At 73.8% G+C, this 18356-nt stretch carries 11 protein-coding genes; 5 read left to right on the plus strand and 6 right to left on the minus strand.

Annotation, left to right across the window (positions count from 1 at the left end; genetic code table 11):
* Positions 1-214 precede the first annotated feature (214 nt).
* Positions 215-2074, plus strand: coding sequence for a SpoIIE family protein phosphatase (locus ACF08N_RS01225; RefSeq protein ID WP_392322457.1), 1860 nt, complete (start codon positions 215-217; stop codon positions 2072-2074).
* Positions 2075-2214: 140 nt separating this feature from the next.
* The gene (locus tag ACF08N_RS01230) at positions 2215-3492 is read left to right on the plus strand and encodes an ROK family protein (RefSeq protein WP_392322458.1); all 1278 of its coding nucleotides are present in this window, start codon (positions 2215-2217) and stop codon (positions 3490-3492) included.
* A 407-nt stretch (positions 3493-3899) separates the two neighbouring features.
* Here ACF08N_RS01230 and lysA read toward each other — a convergent pair whose 3' ends face one another.
* Positions 3900-5207, minus strand: a complete 1308-nt coding sequence (gene lysA, locus ACF08N_RS01235; protein ID WP_392322459.1) for a diaminopimelate decarboxylase — start codon at positions 5205-5207, stop codon at positions 3900-3902.
* Positions 5208-5299: 92 nt separating this feature from the next.
* On the opposite strand from lysA, the gene ACF08N_RS01240 reads away from it, so the two are divergent.
* On the plus strand, positions 5300-6970 hold the full coding sequence (locus ACF08N_RS01240) for a PucR family transcriptional regulator (RefSeq protein WP_392322460.1): 1671 nt from the start codon (positions 5300-5302) through the stop codon (positions 6968-6970).
* Positions 6971-7007: 37 nt separating this feature from the next.
* On the opposite strand, the gene ACF08N_RS01245 is transcribed toward ACF08N_RS01240, so the two are convergent.
* The 3 genes from ACF08N_RS01245 to xylA form a co-directional block, all read right to left on the minus strand.
* Entirely contained in the window at positions 7008-7388 is a 381-nt protein-coding gene (locus ACF08N_RS01245) for a hypothetical protein (protein ID WP_392322461.1), read from the minus strand.
* A gap of 154 nt (positions 7389-7542) precedes the next feature.
* Positions 7543-9039, minus strand: coding sequence for an APC family permease (locus ACF08N_RS01250; RefSeq protein ID WP_392322462.1), 1497 nt, complete (start codon positions 9037-9039; stop codon positions 7543-7545).
* Between the two features lie 186 nt (positions 9040-9225).
* Positions 9226-10395: a xylose isomerase gene (xylA, locus tag ACF08N_RS01255; protein WP_392322463.1), complete on the minus strand. Its 1170-nt coding sequence runs from the start codon at positions 10393-10395 to the stop codon at positions 9226-9228.
* A 191-nt stretch (positions 10396-10586) separates the two neighbouring features.
* Here xylA and xylB point away from each other — a divergent pair, with 191 nt between their 5' ends.
* A complete protein-coding gene (xylB, locus tag ACF08N_RS01260) occupies positions 10587-12071 on the plus strand; it encodes a xylulokinase (protein ID WP_392322464.1) in 1485 nt (494 codons plus the stop codon).
* A 97-nt stretch (positions 12072-12168) separates the two neighbouring features.
* Here the strand turns inward: xylB and ACF08N_RS01265 are convergent, their stop codons facing one another.
* Positions 12169-12720, minus strand: a complete 552-nt coding sequence (locus tag ACF08N_RS01265) for an ATP-binding protein (RefSeq protein ID WP_392322465.1) — start codon at positions 12718-12720, stop codon at positions 12169-12171.
* Positions 12721-13016: 296 nt separating this feature from the next.
* Here ACF08N_RS01265 and ACF08N_RS01270 point away from each other — a divergent pair, with 296 nt between their 5' ends.
* Positions 13017-15896: a LuxR C-terminal-related transcriptional regulator gene (locus ACF08N_RS01270; RefSeq protein WP_392322466.1), complete on the plus strand. Its 2880-nt coding sequence runs from the start codon at positions 13017-13019 to the stop codon at positions 15894-15896.
* A gap of 223 nt (positions 15897-16119) precedes the next feature.
* On the opposite strand, the gene ACF08N_RS01275 is transcribed toward ACF08N_RS01270, so the two are convergent.
* On the minus strand, positions 16120-18168 hold the full coding sequence (locus ACF08N_RS01275) for an FUSC family protein (protein ID WP_392322467.1): 2049 nt from the start codon (positions 18166-18168) through the stop codon (positions 16120-16122).
* Between the last annotated feature and the right edge of the window lie 188 nt (positions 18169-18356).

Below are 18356 nucleotides of genomic sequence, written 5' to 3' on the forward strand. Positions count from 1 at the left end.
GGCCGGTTTCAGCGGGCCCGCGCTCCCCGAGCCGGGGCTCCCGAGCAGCGAGGTCGGACTGGGCGGCAGATTCCATGGGCCGTCCCCCCTACGACAGACCGGCGAGAATGCTTACGTCCCATCTAGGCTACATTCGTCGTATATGCGCCGAAAGCGAGTCGGGTGGGAGGCGCCAGTGGGGCCATCCGTTGATCCACGAGAAGCCGTGTCGCGGATGCGCGTGCCTGCCAACGAGCTCGCGGCATCGGCGGCACGCAAGTTCCTGCGCGCCGTGCTCGCCGACCGGACCGCCCTGCACGTCTCCGGCATGCCGACGCTCAGCGATCGCCTCGTCGCCGACTCGGTGCTCCTCACCAGCGAACTGGTCACCAGTGCCGCCGCGCACGGCGGATTCGAGATCGAAGTCGCCTGCCGCCTCGAGCCCGCGGGCGACTCCCCGCCGGATTCCGCAGCAGGTGGGACCGCGTGTGCGGGGGTCGTGGTCGAAGTGATGGACCGCGGCCCTTCCGGCGCCCACCGCGGCGGCGAGGGCACACAGCGCGACGTACCCGGCTACGGTCGGCAGTTGCTGCAGACGCTGGCCGAGTCGTGGGGCGTGACCCACCGGCACACCGGGAAAGTGGTCTGGTTCCGGCTGGAGTGCGTGAGGGAGACCCCGCCCGAGAGCACGGAGCACGGCCTCGTCGGACCGGCCACCGAAGCGCTCCCCCACCCCGTGCCGGCCCCCGAACCGCCCCCGGCCGCCCTGCCGCGCGACAGCCGGGGCCGCGGCGCCGAGTGGGCCGAGCGCGAAGGACAGTCGTTCCTCGCCGAGGCGGGCGAACTCCTCGCCGGACAGCTGGACGAGAACATGGTCGCGGCGCTCGCCGGACAGCTCCTGGTCCCCAGGCTCGCCGACTGGTGCGGTGTGTGGCTGACCACGGACAGCGGCGACATGCGGCTCTCCCACGTCTGGCACATGGACGAGCGGCGGATCCGCGCCCTCCGCCTGGCGCTGGAGAAGGACCGTCCGCGCGTCAGGCTGAGCACGACGGGCATCCCCTGGCCCTGGCCGTCGAGCGCCGACGCCAAGGACGCGGTCGGCTCGGCGCTGGCGTTCCCCCTCGTCGCGGGCGGCCGGTGCCACGGGACCCTCCTGATCGGCCAAGGCGGACTCCCTCATATGACCCGCGCCGTCGTGCGACTCGCGGAGGACGTGGCGCGCAGGGTGGCCCAGGCCGTGGTCACGGCCCGCCACTACACCCGGCAGGCCGCCATCAGCAGCACACTCCAGCGCAGGCAGCTCCCCATGACCCTCGCCACCATCCCGGGCGTCGACACGGCGCTCGTCTACGAGCCCTGGGGAGAGGGGCAGACCGTCGGCGGGGACTTCTACGACCTGTTCCCCATGGGAGAACAGCGCTGGTGCTTCCTGCTCGGCGACGTGTGCGGGCACGATCTGGAGGCGATGTCCGTCACCGGCCTGGCCCGGCACCTCGTACGGCTGCTGGCGCGTGAGGGCCACGGCGTCGAGTCCCTGCTCCACCGGCTCAACATCGCGATGGCGGAGGAGAGTGCCGAGGCCACGGCCTTTCGCGGCGAGCAGGAAGGCTCCCGCTTCCTGAGCCTGCTGTACGGGGAGTTGGAGCCCGACCCGGTCGCCGGCGGCGCACGGTGCACGATCGCCAGTGCCGGGCACCCGCCGCCGCTGCGGCTGGCGGCGGACGGCTCGGTGACACCGGCCACGGAGCCGCAGATGCTGCTCGGGATCGACGAACACGCGGAGTTCCACGCCAGCTCCTTCACCTTCGCGCCGGGTGAGACCCTGCTGTGCGTGACCGACGGGGTGACCGAACGCCGCAGAGGCGCACGGCAGTTGGACGACGACGACGGCCTGGTGGAGATACTGCGGGGATGCGTCGGGCTCGGCGCGAAGGCCGTGGCGGAACGGGTCCGGCGGGCGGCCCACGACTTCAGCCCCGAACCGATCGACGACGACCTCGCCGTACTGGTCCTGGAGGCGGTGCCGGTGCCCGCGGGCACGACGGACACGGCCACGGTGGCGACGGTGCTCCCGGACATCCGCCTCGCATGACGCCCGGGAAGGCGTCACGTCACGACCCCCTCCCGCGCTGGGCCGTGTGCCCGCGGCCGGCCCACCCGCCCACGCGCCGGTCCCACGACGCCGATACGTGTACGTCCTTCGAGGGATCCAGCACTAGGCTCAGCCGCACGATGAACGCCAATCACACAGGCGCGGCACCGGCGCCGGGCGGAGGCACGCGGGGCCGGGCGGTACGTCACGTCCCGACGCCGCTGGAGCCGAAGGCCGACCGGGAGACGGTCCGGCGGCACAACCTGAGCCTCGTCCTGCGCGCGGTGCGCGACGAGGGCGAGACGACCCGCGCAGGTGTCGCGGCACGGGTCGGGCTCACGCGTGCCGCGGTGTCGTCGCTGGTCGAACAGCTGCTGGAGAGCGGCTTCCTGTCCGAGTCCGGCAAGACGTTCAGCGGGCAGGCAGGCCGGCCGGGCACCGTGCTGAAGATCGCCCGCACGGGGGTAGCGGGCCTCGGCGTCGAGATCAACGTCGACTACGTGTCCGTGTGCGTGGTCGACCTCGCGGGCACCGACCGCGTACGGCTCGTGGAGCACCTCGACAACCGCAGTGCCCCGCCCGACCGCGTCCTCGGCCGGGCCGCCGGGATCGCGGCGCGCGCGCTCGCCTCCGCCGCCGAACAGGACCTCAGGCCCGTGGGCGCGGCGCTGGCCCTGCCGGGACTCGTCGCCGGCGGGTCCGTCCGCCAGGCCCCGAACCTGGGCTGGACGTCGGTCGCGGCCGAGGCACCCTTCGCCGAGGCCCTCGCCGCCCTGCGGCCGGGACTGCCCGCGCTGCCGGTTCGCTCCGAGAACGAGGCGAACCTCGCGGCGCTCGCCGAGCTGTGGTTCGGCGGCCTCGGCGACGTGCGCAGCTTCCTCTATCTGACGGGCGAGATCGGCGTGGGCGGCGCGCTCGTCCTGAACGGCGAACTGCTGCGGGGCGCGCACGGATTCGCGGGCGAGATCGGGCACGTGTCCGTCGCGGACGACGGCCCCTTGTGCCGCTGCGGCTCACGCGGCTGCCTGGAGCAGTACGCGGGCCAGTCCGCCCTGCTGAGGGCGGCGGGCGTCACGGGCGTGGCCGAACTGGAACGCCGCGCCCGCGCGGAGGAGCCACGCGCGGTGGCTGCGCTGACGCAGGCGGGCGTGATGCTGGGGCGTGTGCTGGCCGGGGCGGTGAATCTCTTCGATCCCGACGCGGTGGTCCTGGGCGGGATCTACCGCCCGCTGCTGCGGTGGCTCGGGCCGCCGGCGGGCACGGAGCTGTCGACGCGGGTGGTGTCGGGCCTCTGGCCGCCGGGCAGCACGCGCCTGCGCGGTTCGTCCCCGGCGGCGGACGCGGCGCGGGGCGCGGCGGCCCTGACGGTGGAGGACACGCTGGCGGACCCGATGGGGTACGGGGTGCGGTTGCGCTGACGGGGGCTTTTCCCCTCCCCGCCCCTTCCCGTAACCGGGGCAGGCCCCGGACCCCGTACCGCGCTCCGCGCGGTGTCCTCAATCTCCCCCTACGGCCTGGTGGCCGTGGATGGGGGTACCTCCCACGGCCGCCAGGCCGTAGGGGGAGTGCCCCCAGACGGGCTGATTTCGCGCAGTGAAATCCAGCCCCGCCGGCGTTCGAGGGGCGGGGACCAAACCAAGCCCCGCCGGCGATTGAGGCGCGGAGTCCGGGGCAGAGCCCCGCAAGCGCGCCGCGCAAAAGGCCCCGGCCGGAACGGGCAACTCCAGCCACGCCCGCACCTGAGACATGGGGGGCCAAACCCAGCCCCGCCGGCGATGAGGCGCGGAGTCCGGGGCAGAGCCCCGACGAGCGGGCTGCGCCCCCCTCACGCGTCGCGGCGCAGCAGGTCCTCGTACGTCTCGCGGCGTACCACCTCCCGCGACGTGCCCGACGCGCAGAAGACCACCGGCGGGCGGCGCGCGCCGTTGTAGTTGTTCGCGAGCGAGAGGCAGTACGCGCCTGTGACCGGCACCGCGATGACGTCGCCGACGCGCGGCTCGCGCAGGGGTACGTCGCGGATCAGGGTGTCCCCCGACTCGCAGTGGCGCCCCACCAGGTCGCAGCTCTCGCCCCCGCCGACCCGGTTCCCCACCGTCGCCTCGAACCGCTGCCCGTACAGCATCGGTTCCAGGTTGTCGCCCATTCCCCCGTCCACGGCCACGAGCGTGCGCGGTCCGCGTTTGACGGTGACCGCGCGGTAGAGCGTGGTGGCCGCGCCGGCGACCAGGGAGCGGCCGGGTTCGATGAGCAGGCGGGCCGTCGCCGGGAGGTGCTTGCGGGCGGCGTCGGTGAGGGTGCGGACGTACTCCTCGATCGTGGGCGGGCGGTCGGTGTACGTGTAGCGGACGCCGAGGCCGCCGCCGAGGTCGTACACCGCGTGCTCGCCGAGTTCGCCGATGGCGGCGATCGCCTCGACGGCCCGGGCGAACGGCGCCGTGTCCAGCAGTTGGGAGCCGATGTGCACGTGGAGTCCCTCCAGCAGCAGCCGCCCGTTGCTCCGCAGCCGGGCCGCCGCGCGGACCGCGTCGGGCACGGCGAGGCCGAACTTGGAGTGGCGGTGCCCGGTGGCCATCGCCTCGTGCGTGTCGGCGTCGACGTCGGGGATGACCCGTATCAGCACGCGCTGCGGGGCGCGCGCACGGGCCTCGCGGTCGTGCTCCATGAGATGTTCGAGGCGGTCGATGTCGTCGAAGTTGTCCACGACGACGATCCCCGCGCCCGCGCGGACGGCCATCGCGAGTTCCTCGTCGGTCTTGGCGTTGCCGTGCACGACAATGCGACGCGGGTCGGCGCCCGCGGCCAGCGCCACGGCCAGCTCACCGCCGCCCGCGACGTCGACTCCGAGGCCCTCCTCGGCCATCGTGCGGACGACGGCCGTGCAGGGGAAGGACTTGGAGGCGAAGACCACTTGTCCGTTCGGCCAATGCTCGGCGAGGGCCCGCACGTAGCGCCGGGCCGTGGCCCGCAGGGCGCTCTCGTCGACGACGACAGCGGGGGTGCCGTGCCGCTCGGCCAGCTCCCCGACGCGACATCCGCCGACGACGAGTTCGCCGTCTTCGGCCAGGTGGGAGCCGGGTGGGAACAGTCCGACGAGGTCGGCTGCGGTGGAGGCCTGGGCGGGGGCCACGTTCATGGGGGGACTCCTGTTCTCGGTGGGCCGGGCCTATCCTGGCGGGCGGCCCGGGGCGCCGCCCCGGCCGATTCCCTCAGGAATGGAGCGCTCTGTTGTCCGATGCGACAAGCCCGTCGGCCCTGTTCCCCGACGAGCGGGTCGCGGGCACGCTGCGGGTGCTGCTGGAGACGCCGGGCAACATGCCGGTACGGGTGCTCACGGCACCGGCCGGCCTCGACGTCCCGGTGCGCGGCACCGTGGTCCACGACCCGAACGAGCCGCTGCCCGCCGCCCCTGCCGCGCTCCTGCTGCTCGTGGGTGGCGAGGTGGGCGACCCCCGGGCGTGCGAGGCCGTGCGCCGGGCGGCCGGGCGGCGGTTCGCCGCGGTGGTCGTCAAGTGCCGCGGCCAGGACCCGGCCGGGCTCGTCGAGGAGGCCGAACGGCGCGGGATCGCCGTGCTCCGGGCGGACGACGGCGTGCCCTGGCAGCAGCTCGACGCTGCGCTGAGCTGCGCGCTCGCCGCGTACGGGGTGGGCGGGACGGCGGTGTCGGCACCGGTCGGCAACGAGCCGCTGTTCGCTCTGGCGGACAACCTGGCGGCCGTGGTGGGCGGGTCGGTGGCGGTCGAGGACCTGGACCAGCATGTCGTCGCGTACTCGAAGGTCCCCGGGCAGCGCATCGACACCCTGCGCGAACAGGGCATTCTCCAGCGGCGGGTGCCCGACCAGCCCGAGCAGCGGCGACAGTACCGCGAGGTGCTGGCGGCCTCCGGTGTGGTGCGGTTCCCCGGGCAGGGCGAGGAGCTGGCCCGCGCCGCGGTGGCGGTGCGGGCCGGGGCCGTTCCACTGGGCACCGTGTGGGCGATCGAGCCGGAGGACGGGCTGTCGGCGCGGGCCTGCGTCTCGATGGCCGACGCCGCCCGGCTGGCGGCCCCTCACCTGCTGCGCGCCCTGAACGCGCAGGAGGCGGAACAGCGCCTGCGCCAGGACACGTTGCGAGCGCTGCTGGAGGGCCGCGGTCCCGGGGCCGAGGAGGCCGGGGCGCTGCTGGGGCCGGCGCCGGGGACGGCGGTGTGCCTGGCCGGTTTCGAGCCGGGACCGGGGACCGGAGCCGCGGACGCGCTCGTCGCGTACCTCGAGTGGGCCCTGGTGCGCCATTGCGCGGCGCACCGGCCCGAGGCGACGGTCGCGGCGACCTCAGGGGCCGTCTACGCGTTGGTCCCGGGCGACACCGCGGCCGTGCGGCGGTTCGCGGACGGCGCCCTGACCGCGTTGCGGTCGTCGGTCGGCGGCCCTCTGCGGGCCGCTGTCACCCGCCCGTACACCGATCTGCTGCGGCCGGCGGCGTTGCGCAACGAGGCGGACGACGTGCTGCGGGCCGCGTCTCACAGCGGCGGGGACGCCGGTGGCGCCGTGACGGCCGAGGACGTGCGCCATCTGGTGCTGCTGGACCGGTTGGGCGGCGAGTTGCGGCGTGAGCCGTGGCTGCGGCTGCCTGCGGTGGCGCGTCTGCTGGCGCACGACGCCGAGCACGGGACGGACTATGCGGCGACGCTCAGGGCGTGGCTGGCGGCGGTCGGCGATGTCGGGAGGGCGGCGGCCGCCTTGACGGTGCACCCCAACACGCTGCGTTATCGGCTGCGTCGGGCCCGGGAGTTGTTCAATCTGGACCTCGACGATCCGGATGTGGCGCTGGCCGCCTGGCTCGAACTGACGCTGGCGGCCCGGGAAGCGGACCCGCCGGAGCGACTCGACCGGACGCCGCGGGCGCCCCGCCGACGGTGACCGGAACGCCGTACGCGTGCCGGCGCGGCGGGAGGGGTCAGCCCTTCTCTCGTTCGACCACGACGCCTCTGGCGCACACGCGTTGCACGACCTCGGTTCCCATCGTGGCCAGTCCCGTCGGGAGGGGCGGCGGTATGACGGGCGGCCGGGCCCCGGGCACCGGCGACAGCGAGAGCGAGTCGTCGTACGGCTCGCATTCACCGTCGACCAGGGTGCATTTGACGGGGTTGTCCTCCGGCACCGTGCAGTCCGGCGGTCGGGCCGCGGGCGCGTACGGGCTGGGGGGTGTGGCCGTGGGGGTGGTGCTGGTGAGGTATTCGGTGGCCGCGTATCCGGCGGCGCCCACCAGCAGGGTCGCGGTGAGGAGGACCCGGGTCGTGCGCGAGAGGCGTGCGGGTACGGGACCGGTGTCCGTCATGGGCGGTGGTCTCTCCCTGAGCCGGTGTGTCATGCCGGACACCAGTGTTCCGTACGGGAGTTCCGGCGGCGCAGGGCGGGTGGCTCCCGGCACCCCATGACGGCGGCGGTCCTCAAAGCCGGCCTTGAGGAACGCCGTCGTCGCACGGGACGGTTCAGACGCGCGGCCGTTCGACGGCCTCCGCCTCGGGAGCATCATGCTGCGCCGCCGGCATCGCCGCGAGCCCCTCGTCGGCCCGCAGCGCCGAGTTCCGACGCCCGAAGCCGAGGTAGAGCGCGGCGGCGAGGAGCAGCCAGGCGCCGAACAGGGTCCAGGTGATGCCGGGCAGCAGATACGCCAGGTACAGGCAGGACCCCGCGGCGAGCACCGGGACGACGGGGTACAGCGGCACGCGGTAGGGGCGCGGGGCGTCCGGGGCGATGCGTCGCAGGACGACGACCGCGGCCGCCACGGCGACGAAAGCGACGAGGGTGCCCATGGAGGTGAGGTCCGCCAGGTACTGCAGCGGCACCAGGGCGGCGAGCGCGCCGACCAGCACACCCACGATCCAGGTGTTGTGCGCGGGGGTGTGCCGCTTGCGGTCGACGCGGCGGAAGATCTGCGGCACCAGTCCGTCGCGGGCCATGGAGAACAGGATGCGGGTCTGTCCGAACAGGGTGACCAGCACGACGCTGAAAATCGACACGACCGCACCGGCGGACAGCAGCACGGCGGGCCAGCCGGCCCCGGTGACGTCCCGCAGGATCTGCGCGAGGACGGCCTCGCCCGCGTCGGCCTGCTCGCCGAACCTGCCGGCGGGCTGGGCACCGACGGCGGCGACGGAGACGAGGATGTAGAGCAGGGTGACCGCGCCGAGGGTCAGCAGCAGGGCGAGGGGGATCGTACGGCGCGGGTTGCGGACCTCTTCGCCGGCGGTGGCGACGGTGTCGAATCCGACGTAGGAGAAGAACACTCCGGAGGCGGCGACGCCGATGCCGGCGATGCCGTGCGGTGCGAAGTCGTGGAAGTTCTCGGCGCGGAAGGCGGTGAGGGCGACGGCGACGAAGACGACGAGCACACCGATCTTGACGGCGACCATGACCGCGTTGACGGCGGCGGACTCGCGGGTGCCGCGGGCGAGGAGCAGGGAGCAGAGCAGGACGACGACGAGCGCGGGGACGTTCACGTAACCGCCCGCTCCGGGCGGCTGGCTGATCGCGTCGGGGAGGGTGAACCCGAAGAGGGCGTCGGTGAGTTCGTTGAGGTACTGGGCCCAGCTGACGGCGACGGTCGACACCGCGACGCCGTACTCGAGGATCAGGCACCAGGCGACGAGATAGGCGGCGCCCTCGCCGAGGGACGCGTACGCGTACGAATAGGTGCTGCCCGCCACCGGCAGCACGCCGGCCAGCTCCACGTAGCAGAGGGCGGCGAGGCCGGCGACGACGGCGGCGACGACGAAGGACAGGACGACCGCGGGGCCGGCCTTGGGGACCGTGGTGCCGAGGACGAAGAAGATGCCGGTGCCCACGACCGAGCTGATGCCGATCAGAGTCAGCTGCCCGAGCCCGATGGTGCGGCGCAGCGCGGTGCCGTCCGCCGCGGTGTCGCTCTCGGCCATCAAACGGTCCAGCGATTTGCGGCGGCACAGCTGACTCATCACGCGGCTCATGACTCCTCCTGGAGATCCGTGACCCCACCTGCGGCGTTGCCGCGGGGCTGCCGGTGATCGTGCGCCGCCGCAAAAAATCTTCGCAAGACGTGGGTGTGTACAAAATCCTTCCGTCGGTTGTCCAGTTCGCACCTGGACTGTCCGGTTCTCAACCCCTAGGGGTCCCTGGCGTGTTGGCCGGTGGTGTCAGCGGGCCCCCAGCAGGTGGTCCATCGCCAGCTGGTCCAGATGCTCGAAGGCCATGCCGCGCTCGGCCGCCGCGTCGACGTCGAACTCCTCGTACGCGCCCGGGTCCGCCAGCAGCCCGGCGAGGCCGTCGGCCGCGGTGGGGCGGGCCAGTTCGTCGAGGCGCGCGGCGCGCAGCGCCTGTGCGACCTCGGGATCGGCGCGGAAGGCCGCGGCCCGCTCCTTGAGGATCAGGTAGTTGCGCATGCAGCCTGCCGCCGACGCCCACACCCCGTCGCCGTCCTCGGTCCGCGGCGGCTTGAAGTCGAAGTGGCGCGGGCCTTCGTACCCCGCCGTCTCCAGCAGGTCGACCAGCCAGAACGCGGCCCGCAGGTCCCCGGCGCCGAAGCGCAGGTCCTGGTCGTACTTGATGCCGTTCTGGCCGTTCAGGTCGATGTGGAACAGCTTGCCCGCCCACAGGGCCTGCGCGATCGAGTGCGGGAAGTTCAGCCCGGCCATCTGCTCGTGGCCGACCTCCGGGTTCACGCCGTACAGCTCGGGCCGCTCCAGGCGTTCGATGAACGCGAGGGCGTGGCCGACCGTGGGCAGCAGGATGTCGCCGCGGGGCTCGTTGGGCTTGGGCTCGATGGCGAAACGCAGGTCGTAGCCCTGGTCGGTGACGTACTGGCCGAGGAGGTCGAAGGCCTCCTTCATCCGGTCCAGGGCGACCCGCACGTCCTTGGCCGCACCCGACTCCGCGCCTTCGCGCCCGCCCCACGCCACGTAGGTCTGCGCGCCGAGCTCGGCCGCGAGGTCGATGTTGCGGATGGTCTTGCGCAGCGCGTAGCGGCGCACGTCACGGTCGTTCGCCGTGAAGGCGCCGTCCTTGAAGACGGGGTGTGTGAACAGGTTGGTCGTGGCCATCGGCACGACCATGCCCGTCTCGTCCAGGGCCTGCCGGAAGCGCTTGATGTGCGAGGCGCGTTCGCTGTCGCTCGCACCGAAGGGGATCAGGTCGTCGTCGTGGAAGGTCACTCCGTACGCGCCGAGCCCGGCGAGCGTGCGGACCGACTCGGCGGGGTCGAGAGGGGGTCGCGTCGCGTCGCCGAAGGGGTCCCGGCCCTGCCAGCCGACGGTCCACAGACCGAAGCTGAACTTGTCGCCGGGCGTGGGGGTGAAGCGTTCAGTCATGACCGTTCCCGCCTTCGGATCTCTGATTGCACCTGAGTTTTGTTTTCTTACCTTACTAATAATGCACACCCTGCCCCTGTCATAGAACCCCCCGGGCATCTGTTGCTCCCGGGCGGCGGTGGCGTAATTTGTTCGCAGCTCGGCAAAATACCGGCCGGAACGGAACGAGTCACGGAACAAGAGGTGGAGACATGCCGGCGCATGCGGTCGTCATCGGGGTGGACAGCTCGACCCAGTCCACGAAGGCGGCGTTCACCGACGCCGTCACGGGCCGGCTGCTCGCCGTGGGCCGCGCACCCCATCGCGTCGACGGCGAGGGCGGCGCCCGCGAGAGCGACCCCGAGGTCTGGTGGCGGGCGCTGCGCGAGGCGGTCGCGGGCGGCCTCAAGGAGCTCGCGGCCGCGGACGTCGACGCGTCCGCCGTCACCGGCATCGCGGTCGCCGGCCAGCAGCACGGCCTCGTCGTCCTCGACCGGGCCGGGACCCCCCTGCGCCCCGCGCTGCTGTGGAACGACACCCGCTCGGCACCCCAGGCCGCCGCCCTGACCGAGGCGCTGGGCGGCCCGGACCCCTGGACGGCACGCACCGGATCGGTACCGGTCGCGTCCATGACGGCGACGAAGTGGCAGTGGCTGCGGGAGAACGAGCCCGCGCACGCCAAAGCCGCGGCGGCCGTACGGCTCCCCCACGACTTCCTGACCGAGCGCCTGGCGGGCGTCGCGGCCACCGACCCGGGCGACGCGTCGGGCACCTGCTGGTACTCCACCGCGACCGGCGCCTACGACCCCGAACTGCTCGACCTGATCGGCCTCGACGCCGCCCTGCTGCCCCCGGTGGCCGAGACCGGCGGCACCCGCGTCGGCGGGCTCACGGCCGCGTCCGCGTCCGCACTCGGTCTGCCGGTGGGCATCGCCGTCGCCGCGGGCACCGGCGACAACATGGCTGCCGCGGTCGGTCTCGGCCTGGGCGGGGAGGGGCTGCTGAACCATCCGGCGCTGAGCCTCGGAACGTCGGGCACGGTGTTCGCCGCGACCCGCACCCGCCCCGCCTCTCCCCTGCTCGCCGGGTTCGCGGCGGCGGACGGCACGTATCTTCCGCTCGCCTGCACACTCAACTGCACGCTGGCCGTGGACAAGGTCGCGGCCCTGCTCGGCCTGGACCGCGACGCGGCCGAGGCGGGCGGCGAACTGGTGGTCCTGCCCTACCTCGACGGGGAACGCACCCCCGACCTGCCCGCGGCCGCCGGGCTGCTCACGGGCCTGCGGCACACCACCACCCGTCAGCAGATCCTCGGCGCGGCCTACGAGGGCGCGGTGGTCACGGTGCTGCGCGCCCTCGACGAGGTGGTGCGCGCCTGCGGCGACGACCCGGCCGCGCCGGAGGCGGCGTCCCGCCCCCTGCGCCTGGTGGGCGGCGGCGCGCAGGGCCGCCACTGGGTCGAGACGGTCCGCCGCCTGTCGGGGCGGCCCCTGCTCATCCCGGACAGCACCGAACTGGTGGCGCTGGGGGCCGCGGCGCTCGCGGCGTCGGCGGCGACGGGCGAGGACGCGGTGTCGGTCGCCGCGGACTGGGGAACGGGCGGCGGCCGGCAACTGCCTCCGGTGGACCGGGACATGGAGACCTGGGACCGGGTGTCCTCGGTCCTGGACCGCGCGACGCCGGCCCTGCTGACCTGACACCGGCGCCCCCCGCTGACCTGACACCGCGGGCGGTCCCGGCCCGCAGCGCCCGCCCCGTCGACCTGACACCGCGGCCTGTCCCGGCCGTCCGGCGTCACGTCCGCATATCGAGGTCCAGGTCCAGCTCTTCCAGTTCCAGCTCCGCGTCCACGTCGAGGTCCAGGTCCTCGTCCCCCAGTCCGAGGTCCTCGTCGAGCCCCAGGCCCTCGTCCAGGTCCAGTTCGTCGACCGGGTCGAGGTCCAGGGCGGGGGCGCCGTCGGCCGGAGTGCGGGGGCCGCCGTGTAGGGCGATCTCGGCCTGGACCACGCTGCCCGTCTCCGTGCGGTGCGCGACGGTGCGGGTCGCGTACGCGTCGACGAGGCGCAGGCCGCGCCCGCAGGGCACATCCGCGTCCAGCGGCTCCTGGCGGGGATTGGGGCGGTGCTTCCAGCAGCCCGCGTCCGTCACCTCGACCAGCAGCGCCTCGCCGCGGACACTGATCGTCGCGGACACCCATGGACTTCCGCTGTGCATCACCACATTCGTGACGAGCTCGGTGACGATCAGCGACAGGGCCTCGTCGAAGTGCTCGGCCAGCCGCCATCGACGTGCGACCGCCCGGGCGAAGCGCCGTAGTGCGCGCGCGGCCTCTGGCGAGGTCGGCATCGCGCAGTGGGCCAGGCTTCGCAGAGCAGAGGTGGGTCCGGCCCCTTGCGGAACCGGGTCCGGTGCACGTTCTATGGCAATCACTTGGGCTCCTGTTCGGTCGGGCTTGCGTCGCCCTGACCAAGGTCCAGCGGCCGGGAGGTCGGATCGCGCCTCACCGGGCCGTCGACAGCCATGCAGATCTTCTGCGGCAGCTCAAACATTGGTAGCCGTGCACGGGTGGAGCAATCAGGGACACTGAAACCCGTATACGTAAAGAATCGAATTGCCCCGGAACCTCCCAGGAGAGTGATTCGGTGGACACATGGAGTGACGACGCGGCGAACCGCTGGCTGGCGCGTGTACTTGCGCGCGGCGACGACGAAGCGGACGGCGCGCGTGAACCGGCCCTGCTGCTGGTCGAGGGCGCGGCGGGTACCGGCAAGTCGCGGCTGGCGCGGCGGCTCTCGGAAGCGTCGCGGGCACACACCGTGACCGTGACGTTCTCGTCGTTCGGGGTGCGCGTGACGGAGCACTCGGGCCGCTCCGCCCCCTCCGCGTCCCACGCACCCGCCACGGCGGCGCGGCCCGCCCGCCCGCCGGCCCAGCAGCGGACCGCCGACCTGTCGGCCGCCCTGGCTCCGCTGCTCGACGCCGACAGCCGCGCACCGGACGCCCACCGCACCACCCCGGCCGCGTCCGGCGGAGGTCGAGCGGCCCCGTCCGGCGGAGCACCCGCCCCCGCCCTCGTCGTCGCCGAGGACGTCCATCTCGCCGACCGCGACTCCCTCGACCTGCTGCGCCGCCTCGTCGCACAGCCACCCCGCGGCCTGGCCCTCGCCGTGACCTATCGGCCCGAGGAGCTGCGCGAGCCCGGCCTTCCCCTGGGTCGCGGCGCCTCCTACCCCGCGGCGCTGGCCGTGCAGCACATACGCCTGACGCCGCTCGACGTGGAGCAGGTGCGCGACCTCGTGGAGGAGGGGCTCGGCGCGGACTGCGGGCCGGCCGAGCTGTTCGCCCGGATCCGGCAGCGGTCCGGCGGCAACCCCCAGGTCGTCGCCGATCTGGTGCGCCTGCTGCGCGAGACGGGCGAGCCGCGCGAACGGTACTCGCCCAAGGACCTCGACACCGCCGGTGTGCCGCCCCGCCTCGCGGCGCTCGCCCACACGCGGACCGCCTCACTCGACCCCCTGATACGCCCCGTCGCCTGGGCCGCCGCCGTGCTCGGCGAGCCCGCCGAGGCCGAGGAGGTCGTGGCGGTGGCCGGGCTGGCGGGCGAGGAGGGCACCCGGGCGCTGGTGGGCGCGCTGCGAGCGGCCGTACTGACCGAGGACGAGCTCGGCCGGTACGGCTTCTTCGTTCCGTTGGCCGGGAGCGCCGTGTACGACGAGGTGCCGGGCCCGGTACGCCGCCGGATGCACCGCAGGGCCGCCGCGGTCCTGGCCCGCCGCCAACCGGTCCCCTGGGTGCCGCTGGCCCGGCACCGCCGCCACGGCGGCGAGATCGGCGGCTGGCTGCGCGCGGTGGAACGGGCGGCGCACGAGCGGGCGGCGGCGGGCGACCACCAGGCGGCGGTCGACCTGCTGGAGGAGGCGTTGTCGCTGCCGATGGTGCCGCCGCAGGCCCGGGCCCGGCTGGCACCGCTGCTGGCCCACAGTGCCGTGCTGGGGCTGCGTTCCGAGCAGACGGTGACCGTGCTGCGGCAGATCCTCGACGAGCAGACGCTGCCGCCCGCGGTCCGCGGCCAGATCCGCCTCGACCTCGGGCTGCTGCTGTGCAATCAGGCCGTGGCCGGGGTCCAGGGCTGGCTGGAGCTCCAGCAGGCGGTGGAGGAGTTGCAGGAACGGCCGGTGATGGCGGCCAGGGCGATGGCCGCGCTGGCCATGCCCCTGCTGTCGACGGTGCCGCTGGAGCGGAACCTTTACTGGCTGGAACGGGCCGAGAAGGCGGGCGCGGACAGCGGCGACGAGGAGGCGCGCACGGCGGTGACCGCCAACCGCGTGGGCACGCTGATGTACGTGGGCGACCCGTCGGCGTGGCAGGCGCTGGAGCTGCTGCCGCGGGACACCGACGACGCGGCGTACCAGCAGCACGTGGCCCGCGGACTGTGCAATGCGGCGGACGGCGCCCTGTGGCTCGGCCAGCTCTCCCCGGCCCGCGAACTGCTCGCCGAGGGCGTCGAACTCGCCGCCCGCAGCGGCGCGGCGTATGTCGAACAAGGGGCGCGCGGCACCTTGCTGCTGATCGACTGGGCGTCGGGCGACTGGTCGGATCTCACGGCCCGCGCCCGGGCGTTCGTGGCCGAGGCCGACACCATGCCCGGCATGGCCGTCGACGGCCGCACGGTGCTCGGGCTGCTCGCGCTGTCGAAGGGCGAGTGGCAGCAGGCGACCGCGTGGCTGGCCGACGAGGGGCCGCGGGCGGCCGACGGGACGGCGGTGCCGCACCTGGCGACCGCCTCCGGGGCCCTGATCCGCATGGCGCTGGTACGCGACGACGTCGACACCGCCGTGGAGGAGGCGTCGATGGCGTGGGACCGGCTGAGGGACAAGGGTGTCTGGGTGTGGGGCGCGGAACTGGCGCCGTGGGCCGTGGAGGCGACACTGCGCGCGGGCCGGCGCACGACGGCCCAGGGCATGGTCGCCGAGTACGCCACGGGTCTCGAAGAACGCCAGGCGCCCGCGTCCGACGCGGCGTTGCAGTGGTGCCGTGCGCTGCTCGCCGAGGCGGACGGCGACCAGGAGGCGGCGGCGGAGCTGTTCCGGCGGGCGGCGCTCGTGTACGCGGGGCTGCCGCGTCCGTACTCCGCAATCCTGGCCACCGAGGGTGCCGCCCGCTGCCTGCTCGCCTCCGGCCGGGACACGAAGACAGCTGTCGCCGAACTCTCCTCGTGCGTCCAGCAGTTGACGGAGCTGGGCGCGGTGTGGGACGCCGCCCGCATGCGGGCGATGCTGCGCGCCCACCAGCCGGCGGACGGCCAGCGTCCCCGGGGGCGCCCCAGCTACGGGGACCAGCTGTCACCACGCGAGCAGGAGGTCGCCGATCTGGCGGCGACCGGGCTGACGAACCGGGAGATCGCGGCGACCCTGCACCTGTCGCCGCGCACGGTCGAACAGCATGTGGCCCGCGCACGCCGCAAGCTGGAGTCGCAGTCCCGCCAGACGCTGTCGCGGGCGCGTTCCCAGCGGGCGGAATGACGCGGGGGCGGCGCGCCGCTTTTCTTTGCGTATCCGTAAATCGGCGGTACGGATAGGCAGGCCGCGTCACCCGCCCGTAGCGTCCTGCCGGTGCCCGGGACAGCCGGGTGTCGAACGACTGTGCCGCGCCACCGAACCTACCGCCCGAGATTGACGTACTGGAACGTGGTGGCGCGCCCGTTGCAGACGTCCGCCTTGGCAAGGCCCAGCACATGGTGGTGGGTCAGGACGGGCCTGCGCCGTGCGCCCGGCGCGCGGGTTCGCGCAGCAGGTGCACGTCGTTGCGCAGGACCGCCAACCACTCCTCGAGATCGGCCAGTTCGGGTACGTCAGCGGCCGGTGGGCCGACGGGGGGCAGCGGTTCGGCGGGGTCGTACGACGGGCCGCCGTCAGCGGCGGCCGCCGTGGCGGTCAGCGCGCGTGACAGCGTGCCGGCCTGTCGCCGTGCCTCGTGCCCTTCCCACTCGGAGAGGACGGCGCGGTCCGGCCGGTCGTAGAGGGGGATCCAGTAGCTGCCGGCCAGGGCGTGCTGGCCGACCATGAGGGCCACGTGCCAGTCCTCCGCGTTCCCGCCCTGTTCCGGTGAGCCCGGCTCACTCAGGTACTGCGCGTAGGCGGTCTGTGCGAGGACCAGGGCGTGGGAGGCCGGCTCGCCGTCGACGGGGGTGCGCCGGTCCGGGCCGGTGAGGATCGCCGCCGTCACGGACGTGACCAGGGCGGCGCACTCCCGCAGCAGCCGGGCCATCGCGCTGAGCAATTCGCGCCGCGCGCCCCTGGGCCACGCGAGCAGTCCGCACAAAAGGCCCACCGTACTGCCGATGAGGACGTCCAGGAGTCTGACCTCGTCCAGTTCCCATGTCGCGGGCGCCAGTTGGGCGAAGACGATGGATACCAGGACGGTGAACATCGCCTGTGCCAAGGCGATGCCGCACAACGGCCCCAGTGTGAACGTCGCGACCATGACGGGCGCGAGGAGGGTCGCGTACACCATGCTGTCGGGGCCGAACACCGTTAGCAGTGCCCCTGCGCACAGAGCGCCGGCGAGCGTGCCCACGAGGGCACGCGCCACCGCCTGACGGGTCTGCACCACGGTCGTGCGAACGAGGGTGAGGACGGCCAGGAGGACCCAGAAGCCGTGGGAAAGGTCCAGCAGTCCCGCCACCAGGCGTGCGGCGCCGAGCCCGAGGGCGACCCGGACGGCGTTCTGGAAGAGGACCGACCGGGGGGTCAGGTGGGCGCGTACGCGCCGGGCCCACAGCCACCAGGTGGGTGCGTCGGCGTACCAGAACAGGGACCGCGGTTCCACGCGGCCGATGCCTCGGCCGCGCAGGGCCACCCGCACGGCGAGCTCGACATTGCGGGCCGACTCGGCCGTGGCGAGGACAGCCGCCCGGAAGCGCGGGTCGGGCTCGGGCCGCTCGTGGACGGCTCGGCGTCGTGCCGTCTGGAACCGGACGATGGCCGAGTGCACGGCACCCGGTCGCGGCGGTGCCGCGTCGCCCAGGGCTTCGGCACTGTGCCGGCACGTGTCGGCGACCGCCTCCAGCAGGTCCGCGGCGAGCGCGTCGGGGCAGTCGGGCCGGGTGTGGGTGAGTCCCCGCAGCTGGTGCAGCAAGGTCCGGGCGGACGCCCCGGCCTGGGCATAGGCACGGCTGGTCCGGGACGGCGCCGCCGGCCGCTCGCCCTGCGGCAGCCTCGCGGGACTGAGGTCGTCGGCGATTGCGTCCACCGTGCGGTCGTCGGTGTCGCCGTCCCCGGTCCGGCCGTCGGCGGCGAGACGGCTGGCGAGCTGCGCGGCCGTGGCGGAGGCGAGGGCCAGCCGGGTCCGGTATCCGCGGGTGGGCTTCTCGGGCAGGAGCCAGCGTTCCGCCGCGGCGAGCAGGCCCATGCCGAGGGCCAGTCCGGCGAGTCGGTCGCCGATCTGCTGCGGGGCGTAGGGAGGGAAGCAGGCCAGTATGTAGCACAGTTGGAGACCACTGGACGGCCCGGCGACGCGCGGTCCCGCGACGGCGCTGAACGTGAAGGTGAAACCGACGACGACCATGCCCAGCACCGCCGTCAAGGTGTGTACCGCGAGGAAGGTGCCGACGGCGGTGAGCGTGAACGCCACCGGCAGTGCCCTCACCACACCTGCCGACCGGGCGCGGCCCGACCCCGTCATCCGGGACAGCACCCCGAAGGCGATGACGCCGAAGAGTGCGTAGACCGACATGACCGGGCGTTGCAGGCCGTACCGGCAGGTGTAGAAGCCGGCGCAGACGGCGACGGTCACCCTGACCGCCGAACGCAAGGCGTCACGGCGTCGCGGTGCGTTCAGTGGCCGGTCGTCAGGCACGGTGCAGAGGCGTTCGCGTACCGGAAGCTGCGCGTGTGCGGTACAAGGCCAACACCACCTCCGACGAGCCGGCGATCGGCGGGCCACGCCGTCGGCGGAGGCCCGTCTTCCAGCGTAGGCCCCTG

Origin of the sequence: Streptomyces sp. NPDC015127 (assembly GCF_043080095.1) — a bacterium.
Taxonomy (GTDB): Bacteria; Actinomycetota; Actinomycetes; order Streptomycetales; family Streptomycetaceae; genus Streptomyces.

Excerpts from the sequence above, each read along its gene's own strand:
- ACF08N_RS01265 (WP_392322465.1), bottom strand. The coding sequence starts at position 12,720 with ATGCCGACCTCGCCAGAGGCCGCGCGCGCACTACGGCGCTTCGCCCGG.
- ACF08N_RS01225 (WP_392322457.1), top strand. The coding sequence starts at position 215 with ATGCGCGTGCCTGCCAACGAGCTCGCGGCATCGGCGGCACGCAAGTTC.
- xylB (WP_392322464.1), top strand. The coding sequence starts at position 10,587 with ATGCCGGCGCATGCGGTCGTCATCGGGGTGGACAGCTCGACCCAGTCC.
- ACF08N_RS01250 (WP_392322462.1), bottom strand. The coding sequence starts at position 9,039 with ATGAGCCGCGTGATGAGTCAGCTGTGCCGCCGCAAATCGCTGGACCGT.
- xylA (WP_392322463.1), bottom strand. The coding sequence starts at position 10,395 with ATGACTGAACGCTTCACCCCCACGCCCGGCGACAAGTTCAGCTTCGGT.
- ACF08N_RS01245 (WP_392322461.1), bottom strand. The coding sequence starts at position 7,388 with ATGACGGACACCGGTCCCGTACCCGCACGCCTCTCGCGCACGACCCGG.
- ACF08N_RS01230 (WP_392322458.1), top strand. The coding sequence starts at position 2,215 with ATGAACGCCAATCACACAGGCGCGGCACCGGCGCCGGGCGGAGGCACG.
- lysA (WP_392322459.1), bottom strand. The coding sequence starts at position 5,207 with ATGAACGTGGCCCCCGCCCAGGCCTCCACCGCAGCCGACCTCGTCGGA.